At 56.8% G+C, this 16,431-nt stretch carries 17 protein-coding genes; 6 read left to right on the top strand and 11 right to left on the bottom strand.

The window, feature by feature from the left end:
* Nucleotides 1-5: 5 nt before the first annotated feature.
* Nucleotides 6-764, top strand: coding sequence for a DeoR/GlpR family DNA-binding transcription regulator (locus tag ACIP6T_RS14890; protein ID WP_400457976.1), 759 nt, complete (start codon nucleotides 6-8; stop codon nucleotides 762-764).
* A 57-nt stretch (nucleotides 765-821) separates the two neighbouring features.
* On the opposite strand, the gene ACIP6T_RS14885 is transcribed toward ACIP6T_RS14890, so the two are convergent.
* Complete coding sequence (locus ACIP6T_RS14885; protein WP_097094902.1) at nucleotides 822-1,169, bottom strand: YacC family pilotin-like protein; 348 nt, start codon at nucleotides 1,167-1,169, stop codon at nucleotides 822-824.
* Between the two features lie 177 nt (nucleotides 1,170-1,346).
* On the opposite strand from ACIP6T_RS14885, the gene cueO reads away from it, so the two are divergent.
* Nucleotides 1,347-2,936, top strand: coding sequence for a multicopper oxidase CueO (gene cueO / locus ACIP6T_RS14880; RefSeq protein WP_097094901.1), 1,590 nt, complete (start codon nucleotides 1,347-1,349; stop codon nucleotides 2,934-2,936).
* Here cueO and ACIP6T_RS14875 read toward each other — a convergent pair.
* Complete coding sequence (locus ACIP6T_RS14875; RefSeq protein ID WP_097094900.1) at nucleotides 2,929-4,218, bottom strand: cystathionine gamma-synthase family protein; 1,290 nt, start codon at nucleotides 4,216-4,218, stop codon at nucleotides 2,929-2,931. The two genes, cueO and ACIP6T_RS14875, sit on opposite strands and share 8 nt — an antisense overlap.
* A 165-nt stretch (nucleotides 4,219-4,383) precedes the next feature.
* Here ACIP6T_RS14875 and hpt point away from each other — a divergent pair, with 165 nt between their 5' ends.
* From hpt to ACIP6T_RS14860, 3 genes are all read left to right on the top strand, one after another.
* The gene (gene hpt / locus ACIP6T_RS14870) at nucleotides 4,384-4,920 is read left to right on the top strand and encodes a hypoxanthine phosphoribosyltransferase (RefSeq protein ID WP_097094899.1); all 537 of its coding nucleotides are present in this window, start codon (nucleotides 4,384-4,386) and stop codon (nucleotides 4,918-4,920) included.
* 202 nt (nucleotides 4,921-5,122) lie between these two features.
* On the top strand, nucleotides 5,123-6,049 hold the full coding sequence (locus ACIP6T_RS14865; RefSeq protein ID WP_049851473.1) for an ABC transporter ATP-binding protein: 927 nt from the start codon (nucleotides 5,123-5,125) through the stop codon (nucleotides 6,047-6,049).
* Complete coding sequence (locus tag ACIP6T_RS14860; protein ID WP_007888752.1) at nucleotides 6,046-6,816, top strand: ABC transporter permease; 771 nt, start codon at nucleotides 6,046-6,048, stop codon at nucleotides 6,814-6,816. The genes ACIP6T_RS14865 and ACIP6T_RS14860 overlap by 4 nt, the downstream gene beginning before the upstream one ends.
* A gap of 75 nt (nucleotides 6,817-6,891) precedes the next feature.
* Here the strand turns inward: ACIP6T_RS14860 and panD are convergent, their stop codons facing one another.
* The 9 genes from panD to thpR all read right to left on the bottom strand — a co-directional run bounded on the left by panD (nucleotide 6,892) and on the right by thpR (nucleotide 13,841).
* The gene (panD, locus tag ACIP6T_RS14855; protein ID WP_007888760.1) at nucleotides 6,892-7,272 is read right to left on the bottom strand and encodes an aspartate 1-decarboxylase; all 381 of its coding nucleotides are present in this window, start codon (nucleotides 7,270-7,272) and stop codon (nucleotides 6,892-6,894) included.
* 41 nt (nucleotides 7,273-7,313) lie between these two features.
* Nucleotides 7,314-8,168 (bottom strand): pantoate--beta-alanine ligase, encoded by an 855-nt coding sequence (panC, locus tag ACIP6T_RS14850; protein ID WP_400457975.1) that lies wholly within the window; start codon nucleotides 8,166-8,168, stop codon nucleotides 7,314-7,316.
* Between the two features lie 15 nt (nucleotides 8,169-8,183).
* The gene (panB, locus tag ACIP6T_RS14845) at nucleotides 8,184-8,978 is read right to left on the bottom strand and encodes a 3-methyl-2-oxobutanoate hydroxymethyltransferase (RefSeq protein ID WP_097094897.1); all 795 of its coding nucleotides are present in this window, start codon (nucleotides 8,976-8,978) and stop codon (nucleotides 8,184-8,186) included.
* Nucleotides 8,979-9,020: 42 nt separating this feature from the next.
* On the bottom strand, nucleotides 9,021-9,506 hold the full coding sequence (folK, locus tag ACIP6T_RS14840) for a 2-amino-4-hydroxy-6-hydroxymethyldihydropteridine diphosphokinase (protein WP_097094896.1): 486 nt from the start codon (nucleotides 9,504-9,506) through the stop codon (nucleotides 9,021-9,023).
* A complete protein-coding gene (pcnB, locus tag ACIP6T_RS14835) occupies nucleotides 9,503-10,915 on the bottom strand; it encodes a polynucleotide adenylyltransferase PcnB (protein WP_320204508.1) in 1,413 nt (470 codons plus the stop codon). Before pcnB ends, folK begins: the two co-directional genes overlap by 4 nt.
* A gap of 37 nt (nucleotides 10,916-10,952) precedes the next feature.
* The gene (gluQRS, locus tag ACIP6T_RS14830) at nucleotides 10,953-11,888 is read right to left on the bottom strand and encodes a tRNA glutamyl-Q(34) synthetase GluQRS (RefSeq protein WP_400457974.1); all 936 of its coding nucleotides are present in this window, start codon (nucleotides 11,886-11,888) and stop codon (nucleotides 10,953-10,955) included.
* A 70-nt stretch (nucleotides 11,889-11,958) separates the two neighbouring features.
* Nucleotides 11,959-12,414 (bottom strand): RNA polymerase-binding protein DksA, encoded by a 456-nt coding sequence (gene dksA / locus ACIP6T_RS14825; RefSeq protein WP_007888770.1) that lies wholly within the window; start codon nucleotides 12,412-12,414, stop codon nucleotides 11,959-11,961.
* 182 nt (nucleotides 12,415-12,596) lie between these two features.
* On the bottom strand, nucleotides 12,597-13,301 hold the full coding sequence (gene sfsA / locus ACIP6T_RS14820) for a DNA/RNA nuclease SfsA (RefSeq protein ID WP_097094893.1): 705 nt from the start codon (nucleotides 13,299-13,301) through the stop codon (nucleotides 12,597-12,599).
* Nucleotides 13,302-13,841: an RNA 2',3'-cyclic phosphodiesterase gene (gene thpR / locus ACIP6T_RS14815; RefSeq protein WP_400458195.1), complete on the bottom strand. Its 540-nt coding sequence runs from the start codon at nucleotides 13,839-13,841 to the stop codon at nucleotides 13,302-13,304.
* Nucleotides 13,842-13,877: 36 nt separating this feature from the next.
* On the opposite strand from thpR, the gene hrpB reads away from it, so the two are divergent.
* A complete protein-coding gene (hrpB, locus tag ACIP6T_RS14810) occupies nucleotides 13,878-16,352 on the top strand; it encodes an ATP-dependent helicase HrpB (RefSeq protein ID WP_400457973.1) in 2,475 nt (824 codons plus the stop codon).
* Nucleotides 16,353-16,431: the final 79 nt, after the last annotated feature.

Below are 16,431 nucleotides of genomic sequence, written 5' to 3'. Positions count from 1 at the left end.
GAAATATGAAGGGACAAAGCCGTCTCGACCAGATTATGGACTATCTGAAGAGTCATAATCTGGTCACCGTTGAACAACTGGTGAGCGCTATTTCCGCCTCGCCAGCGACCATCCGCCGCGATCTGATTAAGCTGGACATGGAAGGCGTGATTAGCCGCAGCCACGGCGGCGTTACGCTGAATCGCTTTATTCCCAACCAGCCCACCACGCTGGAGAAGATGCAGCGTAATCTGGCGGAAAAACAGGCCATCGCTCAGTTTGCCGCCCGTTATGTGCAGTCGGGTGATGCGGTAGTATTGGATGCTGGCACCACCATGCTGGAGCTGGCGCGCCAGCTGACGCATCTCAAGCTGCGCGTCATCACCGCCGATCTGCATATCGCGCTGTTTTTATGCGAGTTTAAGCAAATCGAAACCACCATAATCGGCGGACGCATCGATGATTCCAGCCAGTCCTGTATTGGTGAACACGGGCGTCGCCTGTTGCGCAGCATCAATCCGGATATCGCCTTTGTCAGCTGTAACTCGTGGAGTATCGAACGCGGTATTACCACGCCAACCGAAGATAAAGCCGGATTGAAGATGGACCTGCTGGCCAATGCGCGCCGCCGGGTACTATTGGCTGACAGCAGTAAATACGGGTCATGGTCGCTGTACTGCGCGGCACCCATTGATAGCCTGACCGATGTGGTGACGGATGCGCGTCTGGATGAAGCGGTATGTCGCGACCTGCGCGAGCGTGGATTGGGTTTGCAGTTAACCTAACATGTTGCAGCGTCTCCCTCTCCCGTGGGAGAGGGCATCAGCCCGCATCCAATCTGATTACTTAACGTAAGCCAGCAAACTCAGCGAGTCGCGTGCTAACGACTTACACTTCTGGTCGTTGGTAATGGCGATGCCGCTCAAATCCTTGTAGCTCTCTTCACCGAGCGACTTCATGTTGTAGTTGCTGTAGTTGCTCAAATCCCAACGGTTCTGTTGGGCAAAAAACACCAGCGCTTTACGAATCTGCGCGTCCGGCAAATCCTGATAGCCACAATCGTTCTTTAGATAAACGAACACCGCGGTGAGGTCGGCCAGATCTTCTGCTTCGGATTCACTCAGGGCAAAACTGGTGGAGGAGAAGCCAAGGAGTCCCGCCAGCAGCAGGATCTTGATGCTTTTCGTCATAATCATTCTCAACAAGGGACAATTTATTGACGTTAGCACAGTTATTGCCGCTATTCCGCTAAATTTGCCCTTTTGGGCCATCTGCGGCCTTTTTATCAGCCCATTCTGTTTCAGTGCTTGACCCTCCCGCAGGGTAAAGGTTTACGCTGTGCCCTTATTCACGACAAGGATAAGAATATGCAACGTCGTCATTTTCTAAAGTTGACTGCCGCACTCAGCGCCGCCGGCGCGCTGCCGTTGTGGAGCCGCTCGCTTATGGCCGCCACGCGCCCGTTATTGCCGATTCCTTCCATTTTGGAACCTGATGCGCGCGGGCAATATACCTTAACCGCCATGACCGGCAGCAGCCAATGGAATGGCAAAGCCGTGCCTACATGGGGCTACAACGGCAGCTTGCTGGGGCCAGCTCTGCGACTACAGCGCGAAAAAGCCGTTACGGTGAACATTCATAACCAACTGCCCGAAGCCACGACGTTGCATTGGCACGGCCTGGAAATACCCGGCGATGTCGATGGCGGACCGCAGGGCATCATCGCCCCAGGCGCCACGCGACAGGTGAGTTTCACCCCGGATCAACCGGCGGCGACCTGTTGGTTCCATCCGCATCAACATGGCAAAACCGGCTATCAGGTGGCGCAAGGCCTGGCGGGTTTGGTGCTGCTGGAAGATGAGGCCTCCGGCAAGCTGCGTCTGCCGATGCAGTGGGGTGAAGACGATGTCCCCTTGATCTTTCAGGATAAACAGCTGAACAAAGCGGGCACGAAAATCGATTATCAACTCGATATCATGCAGGCCGCCGTCGGCTGGTTTGGCGATTTAATGCTGACCAACGGCGTGCCTTATCCACAGCATGCGGTACCGCGCGGCTGGCTGCGTCTGCGCTTATTGAACGGCTGTAACGCGCGTTCGCTAAACATCTCCACCAGCGATCGTCGCCCACTGTATGTGATTGGCAGCGACGGCGGTTTGCTCGCTGAGCCAATAAAAGTGCAGAACCTGCCGCTGCTGCCGGGTGAACGTTTTGAAGTGATGGTGGATACCTCGGATGGCAAAACCTTCGACGTGGTAACGCTACCCGTGACGCAAATGGGCATGACGTTAGCGCCGTTTGATCAACCCCTTCCGCTGGTGCAGATCCTGCCGCTGCGTGTGATGGCAAGCGGCACGATGCCGGATAAGCTGGTGGATCTGCCGCCGATCCCGTCGACCGATGGCCTGCAAAGCCGCTGGCTGCAGCTAATGATGGATCCGCAGCTTGATCAGCAAGGTATGCAGGCGCTTATGGATCGTTATGGCGATAAAGCCATGGGCGACATGAAAATGGACCACGGCAACATGGACATGAGCAGCGGCGACAAGCCGATGGACCATGGCAATATGGCGATGGATCACAGCAGCCACGGCAAAGCCGCCGCGTATGATTTCCACAACGGCAACAAGATCAACGGCCAGGCTTTCAACATGACCAAGCCGATGTTCCATGCTGAACTCGGCAAGCTTGAAAAGTGGACCATCTCCGGCGAAGGCGATGCGATGCTGCATCCGTTCCACATTCACGGCACTCAGTTCCGCATCCTGTCAGAAAATGGCAAGCCGCCGGAGCCGCACCGCGCCGGATGGAAGGACATTGTCAGCGTCAACGGCTGGCGCAGTGAAGTGCTGGTGCGCTTCAACTATGTTGCTAACGCTGAAAATGCCTATATGGCGCATTGTCATCTGCTGGAACATGAAGATACCGGCATGATGCTCGGTTTTAGCGTTAGTTAAGCGCTGCCTCGAGCGCCAGGCGCATATCTTCAATCAAATCATCGGCGTGTTCGATGCCAATTGATAAGCGAATGGTCGCGTCGGTGATACCGATACGCTGACGAACTTCCTGCGGCACGCCTGAATGGGTGGTGCTGCCTGGATGGCTGGCGAGCGATTCCGTGCCGCCGAGGCTCACCGCCAGCTTGAACAGCGCCAGCGTATTGAGGAAGCGGAATGCGGCCGGTTGTCCGCCTCGAATATCAAACGAGAACGTCGATCCCGCGCCGCTGCACTGACGCTGATAGGTTTGGCCCGCCGGGCTCTCTGCATCCAGATACGGCAGCCAATGCAGTTTTTCCACTTGCGGATGATCGCGTAAAAATGCCGCCACTTTCTCCGCATTACTCGCCGCTTTCTCCATCCGCAGCGACAGCGTTTCCAGCGATCGACCAATCATCCAGCTAGAGTGTGGATCGAGTTGCGTACCGATGGCGCTGCGCAGCGATCGCACTTTACCGATCAACGCTTTGCTGCCCAGCACCGCGCCGGCAATCAAATCCGAATGGCCGCCCACGTATTTGGTTAACGAATAGAGTGACAAATCCGCGCCATGCTGCAGCGGATGCTGAAACACCGGGCCCAGCAGCGTGTTATCGCAGGCGAGAATGGGGCGCGAGCCTTGCTGCTGAGCAATCACATCCGCGACCTCCTGCATCAGTTTGATATCCACCAAACTGTTGGTGGGATTGGCTGGCGTTTCAATCAAAATTAGCGCCACGCGCCCGCGTTGCCATGCCATTTTCGCCGCTTCATGCACCTTGTCTTCACTGGTGCCATCGCTAAAACCGACCGCTTTGATTTCCAAATCGTGCAGCGTTTTACTTAACAGCGTTTCGGTGCCGCCGTACAGCGGCTGAGAATGCAGAATAACTTCGCCCGGGCGGGCAAACGTCAGCAGCGTGGTGGCAATTGCCGACATGCCAGAAGAAAACAGCGCAGCGCTCTCGGCACCTTCATAGATGGCCAGCCGATCCTCAACGATTTCGCTGTTGGGATGGTTGAAGCGCGAATAGACCAGGCCGCCACTTTTGCCTTCCGGCGGCTGCTTGCGTCCGGCAACAAAATCGAAAAAGTCCTGTCCCTCTTCGGCGCTGTTAAACACAAAGGTGGAGGTAAGAAACACCGGCGGTTTAACCGCGCCTTCTGACAACTGCGGATCGTAACCGTAATTCAGCATCTGCGTTTCCGGATGCAAATCGCGCGTACCTATCTGTGTTTTTTTACTGGATGAAGCGGTCATAGGAACTCCAGAACCAAGCGGTGAAGGGGCGAACTCGTCCATACAGTTAACGTCAGCGCGATAAATTTCGCCACGAAATCGTTTGCGTTGTGTGCGCAGCGTTAGACGCCCGTTCGTCTATGATAGACTTCGTGGCTTTCCAAAAACCGTTATTGGACGCATGCAATGAAACATACCGTCGACGTGATGATCTCCGAGCAAGAGATTGCAACCCGCATTGCCGAACTGGGCACGCAGATTAACGAACACTACCGCGACAGCGGCAGCGAAATGGTGTTGGTGGGTCTGCTGCGCGGCTCCTTTATGTTTATGGCCGATCTGTGCCGCGCTATCGACGTGCCGCATGAAGTCGACTTTATGACGGCGTCAAGCTATGGCAGCGGAATGTCGAGCACCCGCGACGTGAAAATTCTCAAGGATCTTGATGAAGATATTCGCGGCAAAGATGTACTGATCGTCGAAGACATCATCGATTCCGGCAACACCCTGAGCAAAGTACGCGAGATTCTGCGCCTGCGCGAGCCAAAGTCGCTGGCGATTTGTACGCTGCTGGATAAGCCAGAGCGCCGCGAAGTGGATGTGACCGTGGAATATGTCGGCTTCACCATTCCGGATGAATTCGTGGTGGGCTTCGGTATCGATTACGCCCAGCGCTATCGCCATTTGCCGTATATCGGCAAAGTTATCCCAACTGGCGAATAACCGCACAATCTTCCAAGGCTAATCTCTCCCGCCTGAGATAAACTGCGCAGCCCGTGAGCCAGCGGCTTATGGGCTGGCTCGACTCTCTGCTAAACTCCATTGATTTCTTAATCTTAATGATCTGCGACAGCGCATGCAGATTCGCGCGCATCGGCTTTTTTCATCTGGCTTTGATGTCACTATAACAAGGTATGGATTCGCAATGACATATGCACTGGAAATTTCCGGGCTAACCAAAACCTATCCCGGCGGCGTACAGGCGCTGAAAGGACTCGATCTCAACGTAGAAGCGGGTGATTTTTACGCCTTGCTGGGCCCCAACGGCGCCGGAAAATCGACCACCATCGGTATTATCAGCTCGCTGGTGAATAAATCCGGCGGCAGCGTGCGCGTGTTTGGTTATGACCTGCAAAAAGATGTGGTCAATGCCAAGCGTCAGCTCGGGCTGGTGCCGCAGGAGTTCAACTTTAACCCGTTTGAAACTGTGATGCAGATTGTGGTCAATCAGGCCGGTTATTACGGTGTTGAACGCGCTGAAGCCAATAAACGCGCGGAAAAATACCTCAATCAGCTCGATCTGTGGGGCAAACGCAACGAACGTGCACGCATGCTCTCGGGCGGCATGAAGCGTCGCCTGATGATTGCGCGTGCGCTGATGCATGAGCCGAAGCTGCTCATCCTCGATGAACCCACTGCCGGCGTTGATATCGAACTGCGCCGCTCTATGTGGAGCTTCCTGAAAGAGCTGAACATCAAAGGCACCACCATTATCCTCACCACGCACTACCTGGAAGAGGCGGAGATGCTGTGCCGTAATATCGGTATTATCCAGAGCGGCGAGCTGGTGGAAAACACCTCGATGAAAGGGTTGCTCTCCAAGCTGCAATCCGAAACCTTCATTCTGGATCTCGCTCCGCGCAGCCCGCTGCCGCAGCTGGAGGGCTTCCAGTATCGTTTGGTGGATACCTCCACGCTGGAAGTGGAAGTGATGCGCGAGCAGGGGCTGAACAGTGTGTTCAGCCAGCTGAGCGCGCAGGGCGTGCAGGTGCTGAGTATGCGTAACAAAGCTAACCGCCTTGAGGAGCTGTTCGTCAGCCTGACGCAGGGAAAAACAGGAGTGAAAGCATGACGCACTTGTATTGGGTGGCGCTCAAGAGTATCTGGAGCAAAGAGATTAACCGCTTCGCCCGCATCTGGATTCAGACGCTGGTACCGCCTGTCATCACCATGACGTTGTATTTCATCATCTTCGGCAACCTGATTGGTTCACGTATCGGTGATATGCACGGTTTCAGCTACATGCAGTTTATCGTGCCGGGCCTGATTATGATGGCGGTGATCACCAACGCTTATGCCAACGTGGCGTCGTCGTTTTTCAGCGCCAAGTTCCAGCGCAATATTGAAGAGCTGCTGGTGGCGCCGGTGCCGACGCACATTATCATTGCCGGTTATGTCGGCGGTGGCGTGGCACGTGGCGTGTGCGTGGGCATTTTGGTTACTGCGATTTCCCTGTTCTTCGTGCCGTTCCACGTGCATTCGTGGTCGATGGTGGCGCTGACGCTGCTGCTCACTGCCATCCTGTTCTCGCTGGCGGGCCTGCTGAATGCGGTCTTCGCGCGCACTTTTGATGATATCAGCCTGATTCCTACCTTCGTGCTGACACCGTTAACCTATCTGGGCGGCGTGTTCTACTCGCTGACGCTGCTGCCGCCGTTCTGGCAAGCGGTGTCGAAGCTGAATCCGGTGGTGTATATGATCAGCGGCTTCCGTTACGGTTTCCTCGGCATCAACGATGTGCCGCTGGTGTTTACGCTCTCGGTGCTGATTGCCTTTATCGTGGTGTTTTACGTGCTGGTGTATACGCTGATTCAGCGTGGCAGGGGATTACGTACGTAATGACGGTCGCGGTCGCCAGCAGTGACGACCCGACGAATAACAAGGGCGCGGTGTAAAAACCGCGCCCTTGTTGCATCAGGCGACCTGAACTGGCAACGCCTTGGCAAGGCGCTTCATCTCATTATCACCTTCGAAATAGGCGACTTTCGGCTGCCAGCTGCGGGCGACTTCATCTTCTACCTGCACATAAGAACAGATGATCATAATATCGCCAGCGCAGGCGCAGCGTGCGGCGGCACCGTTGACGGAGATGATCTTCGAGCCGCGTTCTGCGGCGATAGCGTAGGTGGAAAAACGCTGGCCGTTGGTGACGTTATAGATATCGATGGCTTCATATTGCAGAATGCCGGACGCGTCGAGGAAATCCTGGTCAATGGCGCAGGAACCTTCGTAATGCAAATCTGCCTGGGTCACTTTAACGCGATGCAGTTTGCCTTGAAGTACGGTACGTATCATAGCGGGATAACCTTTGTATGCTGCTAATAAACGACGGAACGTTACTCCGTCAGATCCACTTGCTGATTATCGATCAGACGCGCATTGCCCAGCCAGGCTGCCATCAGGATCACCGCGCGTTGGCTATCAACCGTCAACGCTTGCAGCGTGGCGGCATCGCAAATGGCCAGTCCGTCTGGACGGAAACCCTTTTCACGTAGCGCGGTTTCCGCTTGCTCAATAATCTCTTCCACATGACGTTCGCCCTTGCTCAGGCGTTCAGCCATGCTGTTCATCACCTGGCTTAAGCCCGCCGCGATTTTACGCTCGTCGGCGGTGAGATAGCCATTGCGCGAGCTTAGCGCCAGGCCATCTTTGGCCCGCACGGTAGGTACGCCAACAATTTCAATATCGAAGCCCATATCCGCCACCATCTTGCGGATAATCGCCAGCTGCTGGAAATCTTTCTCGCCAAAGCAGGCGATATCCGGCTGCACCAGATTGAACAGTTTACTGACGACGGTGGAGACGCCACGGAAATGGCCCGGACGGCTGGCACCTTCCAGCAGCGATGAGAGTCCCGGCACCTCGACAAATGTCTGGCTATCAAGGCCTTGCGGATAAACTTCCGCTGGCGCTGGGGCGAAGACCACATCCACGCTATGACGATTAAGCTTCTCGCAATCGTCCTGCAACGTGCGGGGATAACGCGCCAAATCGTCGGGGCGATCAAACTGCATCGGGTTTACGAAAATCGACACCACCACAATATCGGCCCGTTCTCGCGCTTCATCGACTAACGTCAGATGACCGTCATGCAGGTTGCCCATGGTGGGCACCAGCGCGATACGTTTGCCTGCCTGACGCCAGCGACGAATTTCACGACGCAGCAACGGCAGTGTTTCAATGATCAGCACTGCAAATCTCCTGATTTACTGGAAACTGTGTTCAGCGGCTGGGTAGGTGCCCGCCTCAACGTCGGCAATATATTGGCGAATCGCCGCACGAATGTCGCCGGTTTCGGCGAGGAAATTTTTGGCAAATTTGGGAATGTGGCCGCCGGTAATGCCGAAGGCATCATGCATCACCAGAATCTGACCGTCGGTGACATTGCCGGCACCGATACCAATTACCGGCACCGACAGCGCTTTAGTGACGCGTTCGGCTAATGCCACCGGCACGCACTCCAGCACCAGCAGCTGCATGCCAGCGGCTTCCAGCGCCAGCGCATCGGCCAGCAGACGTTCGGCGGCGGCTTCATCGCGTCCCTGAACCTTGTAGCCACCGAATACATTCACCGACTGCGGCGTCAGGCCCAGATGACCACATACCGGCACGGCGCGCTCGGTCAGCATGCGCACGGTTTCTGCCAGCCACTCGCCGCCTTCCAGCTTCACCATGTTGGCGCCGGCACGCATCAGCTGCGCGGCGCTGGTGAAGGTCTGCTCCGGCGTGGCGTAACTCATAAACGGCAAATCGGCCATCACCAGCGCATGCGGTGCGCCGCGACGGACGGCGGCGGTGTGATAAGCGATATCCGCCACGGTGACGGGCAGGGTTGATTCATGGCCCTGCACGGTCATGCCCAGCGAATCACCAATCAGCATCACCTGAATGCCCTGGTCGGCAAACAGGCGGGCAAAACTGAAGTCATAAGCCGTTAGCGTGGCGAATTTGCGGCCGCTGGCTTTCAGTTGGCGTAAATGGGAGATAGTTGTCGGTTTCATCACACACTCCAGAGTTTTCTGATGCGCGCAGTGTACTACGGGTTACTCAGACCACAAACGGATAGCGCTGCGATCGAGCGTGGCAAGAATGGCGGACAATGCTTGTCCATTCGGCAGCGACAGCTGCGGGGCAATTTCCAGCAGCGGCACCAGCATAAAAGCGCGGTTGTGCATGTCGTAGTGCGGCACGGTAAGACGTGGCGTAGTTATTGTGGCGTCGCCAAACAGCATGATGTCGAGGTCCAGCGTGCGCGGTCCCCAGCGTTCGGCTTTGCGCACGCGCCCGTGTTTCAGCTCAATGCGTTGGGTGTGATCGAGCAGGGCTTCGGCGTCCAGCGCGGTTTCCAGTTCAACCACCGCATTAAGGTAATCGGGCTGATCCGGCGGGCCGTAGGGCGGTGTGCGATACAGCGAAGAGGTTTTGATGCGCGAGGTGTGTGGGATGGCATCGAGCGCGGCCAGCGCTGCATCAACCTGATGCAGCGGATCGGCCAGATTACTGCCTAAAGCGAGGTAAACGCGGGTCATTGCGCGCTATTGGTATCGCGACGTGGCCCGGTTGGACGGCGACGCGGACGACGCGGTTTACGGCGTGGTGCCGGATCGTCGCCCAGCGTGGTCATCATGGTTTTTTGCTGAACCGGCGCGGCCGCCTGGAACTCACCCCACCAATGCGTCAGCTTTTGCAGTTCTGGATTGTTTTCCACCTCGGCACGCAGCGCCAGCAAATCGTAGGCCGCGCGGAACTTAGGATGCTCCATCAGCTTCCACGCACGCTTGCCGTGACGGCGTGACATACGCAGTTGCAGCTGCCAGATATCGCGAATCAGCGTGGTGATACGCTTCGGAATCGCCAGAGCACGGCAGGCTTCATCCAGCGTTTCGTTCATCGACAGTGCGAAGGCATCGTAATAGGTCAGGCCGCTTTCCTGCGCTATACGCTCGGCGGATTCCAGCTGTGGATACCAGAACATTGCACCGAACAGGAACGCCGGATTCACGCGCATATCATTCTGAATACGGGTATCGGTGTTTTTCAGCACCTGCGCCAGCATGCGTTCCATCAGGCTATCGCTTTCAGCGGTGAAGCCGCGCGTTAGCGTCGGGAACAGCGGCTGGAACAGCTGATATTCACGCATCATTTGATAGGTGCGGTAGCCGTAACCGGCCTGCAGCAGCTTCAGCGACTCTTCAAAAAGACGCGCCGGAGGAATATCGTTGAGCAGGGTAGCCAGACGTGGAATCGGCTCGGCGGTTTCTGCCGCGATGCGCATTTCGAGCTTGGCGGCGAAGCGCACCACGCGCAGCATGCGCACCGGATCTTCGCGGTAGCGGGTTTCCGGATCGCCAATCAGTCGAATGATGCCTTCCTGCAAATCGTGCAGGCCACCAACATAATCACGGACGGTGAAATCCGCCACGCTGTAATAGAGGCTGTTGATGGTGAGATCGCGGCGCTGAGCATCGTCTTCTATGCTGCCGAAAATGTTGTCGCGCAACAGCATGCCGTTCTGGCCGCGCTGCGAACTATTGCGATCTTCTTCACTCTCTTCCTGATGATGGCCACGGAACGTCGCCACTTCGATCACTTCCGGACCGAACATCACGTGCGCCAGACGGAAACGACGTCCCACCAGGCGGCAGTTGCGGAACAGCTTACGCATCTGCTCAGGCGTGGCGTTAGTGGTGATATCAAAGTCTTTCGGCTTGGTGCCCAGCAGCAAATCGCGCACGCCGCCGCCAACCAGGTAGGCTTCGTATCCGGCTTTATTCAGACGATAGAGCACTTTGAGGGCGTTTTCGCTGATATCTTTGCGTGAGATGTTGTGGCTTTCTCGTGGAATGACGGTCATCAGACTCTCAGCTTCCACCTCTTCAGGCGCCTCCTCATCACGCTTGAGGACTCTCCGGCAAAAATTAGCGACTCGGGTAAAAATGGGACACCTCGACAGTGATAAAAGGGTGTTAATAAAATCAGCGGCTAATCATAGCCTGTTGAGAACCATTTAGGAATGGCGATGTCATTTCATCGGGCTTCATGGCGTTCTGCAACGGAATCAGGCGGATATTCCACTGTGCGACAGCCTGTTTCAGCAGGCTTTCCAGCGATTCATCCTGCCAACCTTCACCTACCGGCTGGCCCAGGAAGCGCAATGCCTGGACTAACAGCGGTCGCGCATCACCAGTGGGCAACGCGGGCGCATGATTCTGTTTGGAAAGCTTATTGCCATCCTGATTGATTGCCAGCGGCAAATGCAGGTACGCCGGCGCCGGCCAGCCGAACTGCTGATAGAGCGCAATTTGCCGTACGGTGGGTTCAATTAAATCCGCGCCGCGTACAATCTCGTTCACGCCCTGAAAATGGTCGTCAACCACCACCGCCAGGTTATAAGCAAACAGCCCATCACGGCGATGAATAATAAAATCTTCCTCTGCTAACCGTTCTTCCGCCTGTAAATGCCCGCGCAGGCGATCGTCAAAGCCATATACCGGTGCATGCTGGCGCAGGCGCAGTGCGGCATCCTCCCGCGGCAGCTGCAAATCGCGGCAATGGCCGTCATAACTGCCGCCGAGCAGCTGAATACGGCTGCGCGGGCAGCTGCAAAAGTAACTTTGACGATGGGTTTGGAGCCAGCTGAGTGCGTCACGATAGGCTTCATGACGCTGTGACTGCCATAGAATGTCGCCATCCCAATGCAAACCATAATGTTCCAGCTGCTGCAAAATACGCGTTGCCGCACCGGGAACTTCACGGGGGGGATCAATATCTTCAATACGAACCAGCCAGCGTCCCTGTTGCGCGCGCGCGCTCAGGTAACTGCCTAATGCGGCGATGAGCGAACCAAAATGCAGGTCACCAGAAGGAGAGGGAGCGAAGCGCCCGATGCAGGGAGAGGTTGAAGTGTTCATAAAGAAGTGTACCGCACGGCGGGAAAACCAGCATTTTCCCGGCTGTGCGGTAACAGTCTGCTCACGGCCATTAGCCTGCCATCTGCTTCTCGCGGATTTCTGCCAGCGTTTTGCAGTCAATGCAGAGATCGGCCGTCGGACGCGCTTCAAGGCGGCGAATACCAATTTCTACACCGCAGGAATCACAGTAACCGAAATCGTCGTCATCCACTTTCTTGAGCGTTTTCTCAATCTTTTTAATGAGTTTGCGCTCACGATCGCGGTTACGCAATTCCAGGCTGAACTCTTCTTCCTGTGCGGCACGGTCGACCGGATCCGGGAAGTTGGCAGCTTCGTCCTGCATATGTGACACAGTGCGATCTACTTCATCCCGAAGTTGGTTGCGCCAGGCTTCCAGAATCTTACGGAAGTGACCTAGCTGGGCGTCGTTCATATACTCTTCGCCCGGTTTCACCTGATACGGCTCCACTCCAGCAATGGCGAGGATACTCAGGGACGATGTTTTACGGTTTTGCCCTTCTTGCATGTTGTTTCTCCTGGATAACACGCACTATCGATTCCCTTAAAGGGAAAAAAACAGGCCGCTATAAATAGCAGAAGCAATCAAGGTTGGCAATTAATCCTGACCACTACTTGACAAGCCTCTGAAGAATCGCGTATTCAGCGCCTCGCCCAGAACATTCCTATCACAGCAAATTGCTATAAATATTACAACGCTACGTTAATTGGATGCGTAAGTAATATCTGTAAAGGTGATATCTGAGCACGGTACGCTAACACTTCCACACCACAGCGTTGCGCCTGTTCCAGTAGTTCTGCGTATTGCACGTCGATATGGCGTGCCGGGGAAACGTCCTCAATCCCCGTATGCAAAACAGCGAACAACAAAACGGCCCGATGGCCTTCTGCCACGATAGTGCTAAGTTCGCGCAGATGTTTCTGGCCCCGAGTCGTCACAGCATCCGGAAAGTAGCCTTTACCTAGATGTAAAAGGGTGACGGACTTGACTTCAATATAGCAGTTCGATCGGCCCTCCGCTTGCAGCAGGAAGTCAATTCGGCTTTTTTCCGTGCCGTATTTCACTTCAGGCTGGCAATGGCTGTAAGCGGATAATTCCGGAATCGTATTGAGAGTCAGCGCCTCACGCACCAATTGGTTAGCGCGCAGGGTATTCACGCAGATCCAGTGGCCTTGTTGGGTCTCGGTGAGCTCCCAGCTGTGCGGATATTTGCGCGTGGCGCTGGTGGAGGTTGAGTACCACACGGTATCACCCGGCGTGGCGCAGCCGGTCATTGCGCCGGTGTTAGCGCAGTGAATGGTCAGCGTTTCGCCTTCTGGCGTTATCACATCGGCTAAAAAACGTTTGTAGCGGGCGATTAAGCGGGCGGGTCTGAGCGGCGGATCGAACTGCATTTATACTCCTGTCGATGAGGGCAGCGGCCAGCGGGCTAGCGCCTGATAGCGCGTGCGCCCGCCAGCAACGTTCGATGCAAACAAGGTGAAATGGCGGATATCAGCGCGCCAGTGAAAGCCGCGCGGCGGCAGCGTAACCTGATGCGCGGCGTGACGCAGCAGCGTGACGTGTGGATGAAAAGGCTGTGGACTCTGCGCACAACCATGACGTGCGGCCTGTGCGCGTAGCAGGCTGGCAAGTTGCAATAAACTGCGCGGCGCACGCTGGCAACCTAGCCACACCACGCCGGGACGCGGCCAGTGGCCGGCATCATCCAGATCCAGCGCAAAGCCCGGTTGCACGATGCGCGAGGCTAACCGCTGCAGCTTGCGCGATGTCTCATCGCTCACCTCGCCAAGAAACGCCAGCGTCAGATGCAAATTGGCCGCCGCCACCGGTTTACCCGCCTCCGCAGCAAAGTTATCTGCACGCCACTGCACCAGCTGTTGCTGAAGCGGAGCGGGCAGTTCAAGGGCAAAAAACAGACGTTGCGTTGCCAGGTTGGCCTCCGGTAATCCGCGTCGTAGAGTGCTACAATGCGCGCCATCTTAGCACAGGCATTTTGGGAGTTGAGTTTGAGTGAGTTACCGGTAAGCGAGGTGCTGCCCGAATTGCTGGCCGCGCTGGCGCAGTCGCCACAGGTGCTGCTGGCGGCGCCAACGGGCGCAGGTAAATCCACCTGGCTGCCGTTACAGCTGCTGCAACACGGTCAATTACCGGGCCGCATCATCATGCTGGAACCGCGTCGGTTAGCTGCACGCAACGTGGCACAGCGTCTGGCAGAGCTGCTCGACGAGCAGCCAGGCGGGACTGTCGGCTATCGCATGCGCGGTGAAAGCTGTTGCGGCGCCACTACCCGACTGGAAGTGGTAACTGAAGGCATTCTGACGCGCATGCTGCAGCACGATCCGATGCTGGAAGGCGTGTCGCTGGTGATCCTCGACGAATTCCACGAGCGCAGTTTGCAAGCGGATTTAGCGCTGGCGCTGCTGCTCGATGTGCAGCAGGGACTGCGCGACGATCTGAAGATCTTGCTAATGTCAGCGACGCTCGATAACCAGCGTTTGCGTCAGCTGCTGCCGGACGCGCCCTTTATTGTGTCGGAAGGCCGCAGCTTCCCGGTCACACGCCGTTATGCCTCGCTTAATAGCCAGCAACGTTTTGAAGAAGCGGTAGCGCGCGAAGTGGCGCAGCTACTGCGCGAAGAAGGCGGTTCGCTGCTGCTGTTCTTACCCGGCGTGGCAGAGATTGAGCGGGTAAAGTGCGAGCTGGAAGCGCGCGTCAGTGAAGAGGTGGATCTGGCACCTTTATATGGCGCGTTATCGCTGGATGCCCAGCGGCGGGCGATTTTACCGTCACCGGCGGGGCGTCGCAAAGTGGTGCTGGCGACCAACATCGCGGAAACCAGTTTGACCATCGAGGGCATTCGCCTGGTGGTCGACAGCGCGCTGGAACGCTCGGTGCAGTTTGATGTGCGCAGCGGCGTAACGCGGCTGCAAACGCAGCGCATCAGCCAGGCGTCGATGACGCAGCGCGCCGGTCGCGCCGGACGTCTTGAACCCGGAATCTGCCTGCATTTACTGCCGCAGGAACAGGCACTGCGTGCCGCGGCGCAGAGCGAACCGGAGATCCTTAACAGCGATCTGACGTCGCTGCAGATCGACTTGCTGCAATGGGGCTGCCTGGAGGCAGCTCAGCTCAGCTGGCTCGACGCACCACCGCCGCGTAATTTGCGCGCAGCGTGCGAACAATTAACCCGCTTAGGCGCGCTGAAAAATCACCAGCTCAACGCGCGCGGTCGCAAAATGGCTGCGCTGGGTAGCGATCCGCGTCTGAGTGCCATTCTGGTTGCTGCCGGGCAAGACAACAACGCCATTGCCAGCGCCGCGCTGCTGGTGGCGATTCTGGAAGATCCCCCGCGCAGCGGCAGCGTCGATCTGCGCGATGCGCTCAACCATCCGCAATCGCATTGGCAACGCCGTGCGCGTCAGTGGCAAAAACGCCTTAACGCCAGCGGCGGCAACATCAATCCCGATCTGTTTCCGCAACTGCTGGCTGCTGGTTTTGCCGATCGTCTGGCGCAGCGCCGTGGCGACAGCGCGCGCTATCAGCTGGCGAACGGCATTGGCGCAATGCTCAACGAGCAGGATGGGTTGAGCCGCTATGAATGGCTGATCGCGCCGGTGCTGTTGCAGGGTGCGAGCGCGGCGGATGCGCGCATGCTGCTGGCGCTGCCGGTGAACATCGACGCGCTAAGCCGCGAGTGCCCAACGCTGATTGAGCAACGCACCGACGTGGAGTGGGATGAGGAGAAAGGCACGTTACGCGCCTGGAAACGCGAACTCATCGGTGCGCTGGTGCTAAAAGCGCAGCCGCAGGCGCGTCCGGAAGCCGAAATATTGCATCCGGCGATGCTGCGCTGGATCCGTGAAAAAGGCTTAGCGGTACTGGGCTGGCAACCGGAGTCCGAACAGCTACGCTTGCGGGTGCAGTGTGCAGCGCAGTGGCTGCCGGAAGAGGCGTGGCCGCAGCTGGACGATGACAGCTTGCTCGATACGCTGGAAAGCTGGTTATTACCAGAGATGAGCACGGTGCGCGATTTGAAAGGATTGCAGGGCATCAACCTTGTCAGCGCATTATTACATTTGCTGACATGGTCACAGCGCCAGCGGCTGGATAGTGTGCTGCCAACTCATTACACTGTGCCGACCGGAAGCCGCCTGCCGATCCGCTACGATGCTGAGAAGCCACCTGCGCTGGCGGTGCGGATGCAGGAGATGTTTGGCGAAGCGCAGAATCCGGCGGTGGCGGATGGCCGCATACCGCTGGTGTTGGAGCTGCTCTCACCTGCACACCGTCCGCTACAGATCACCCGCGATCTGGCAGCCTTCTGGCGCGGTGCCTATCTGGACGTGCAGAAAGAGATGAAAGGGCGCTATCCGAAGCATCCGTGGCCGGACGATCCGGCCAACGCCTTACCCACAAGGCGGACCAAGAAATTTTCATCGTGAAACGCTTTGGATCGAATTCAGAGGGTTCTGCCATGCGCAGCACGAGAAAGCAGTTAGAGTAACGGCCGCCGCCGTAGCA

It is taken from the genome of Pantoea sp. NPDC088449 (assembly GCF_044753225.1).
Taxonomy (GTDB): domain Bacteria; phylum Pseudomonadota; class Gammaproteobacteria; order Enterobacterales; family Enterobacteriaceae; genus Pantoea; species Pantoea floridensis.
The sequence above is the reverse complement of the archived record's forward strand: the minus strand, read 5'-3'. Positions and strand labels throughout refer to the sequence as shown.

What these genes read in the sequence shown, in the direction of transcription:
- panB (WP_097094897.1), bottom strand. Translation starts at nt 8,978, where the DNA reads ATGAAACCGACAACTATCTCCCATTTACGCCAACTGAAAGCCAGCGGC.
- hpt (WP_097094899.1), top strand. Translation starts at nt 4,384, where the DNA reads ATGAAACATACCGTCGACGTGATGATCTCCGAGCAAGAGATTGCAACC.
- ACIP6T_RS14885 (WP_097094902.1), bottom strand. Translation starts at nt 1,169, where the DNA reads ATGACGAAAAGCATCAAGATCCTGCTGCTGGCGGGACTCCTTGGCTTC.
- ACIP6T_RS14890 (WP_400457976.1), top strand. Translation starts at nt 6, where the DNA reads ATGAAGGGACAAAGCCGTCTCGACCAGATTATGGACTATCTGAAGAGT.
- sfsA (WP_097094893.1), bottom strand. Translation starts at nt 13,301, where the DNA reads ATGCAGTTCGATCCGCCGCTCAGACCCGCCCGCTTAATCGCCCGCTAC.
- ACIP6T_RS14865 (WP_049851473.1), top strand. Translation starts at nt 5,123, where the DNA reads ATGACATATGCACTGGAAATTTCCGGGCTAACCAAAACCTATCCCGGC.
- folK (WP_097094896.1), bottom strand. Translation starts at nt 9,506, where the DNA reads ATGACCCGCGTTTACCTCGCTTTAGGCAGTAATCTGGCCGATCCGCTG.
- ACIP6T_RS14860 (WP_007888752.1), top strand. Translation starts at nt 6,046, where the DNA reads ATGACGCACTTGTATTGGGTGGCGCTCAAGAGTATCTGGAGCAAAGAG.
- panD (WP_007888760.1), bottom strand. Translation starts at nt 7,272, where the DNA reads ATGATACGTACCGTACTTCAAGGCAAACTGCATCGCGTTAAAGTGACC.
- dksA (WP_007888770.1), bottom strand. Translation starts at nt 12,414, where the DNA reads ATGCAAGAAGGGCAAAACCGTAAAACATCGTCCCTGAGTATCCTCGCC.
- gluQRS (WP_400457974.1), bottom strand. Translation starts at nt 11,888, where the DNA reads ATGAACACTTCAACCTCTCCCTGCATCGGGCGCTTCGCTCCCTCTCCT.
- ACIP6T_RS14875 (WP_097094900.1), bottom strand. Translation starts at nt 4,218, where the DNA reads ATGACCGCTTCATCCAGTAAAAAAACACAGATAGGTACGCGCGATTTG.
- hrpB (WP_400457973.1), top strand. Translation starts at nt 13,878, where the DNA reads ATGCGCGCCATCTTAGCACAGGCATTTTGGGAGTTGAGTTTGAGTGAG.
- cueO (WP_097094901.1), top strand. Translation starts at nt 1,347, where the DNA reads ATGCAACGTCGTCATTTTCTAAAGTTGACTGCCGCACTCAGCGCCGCC.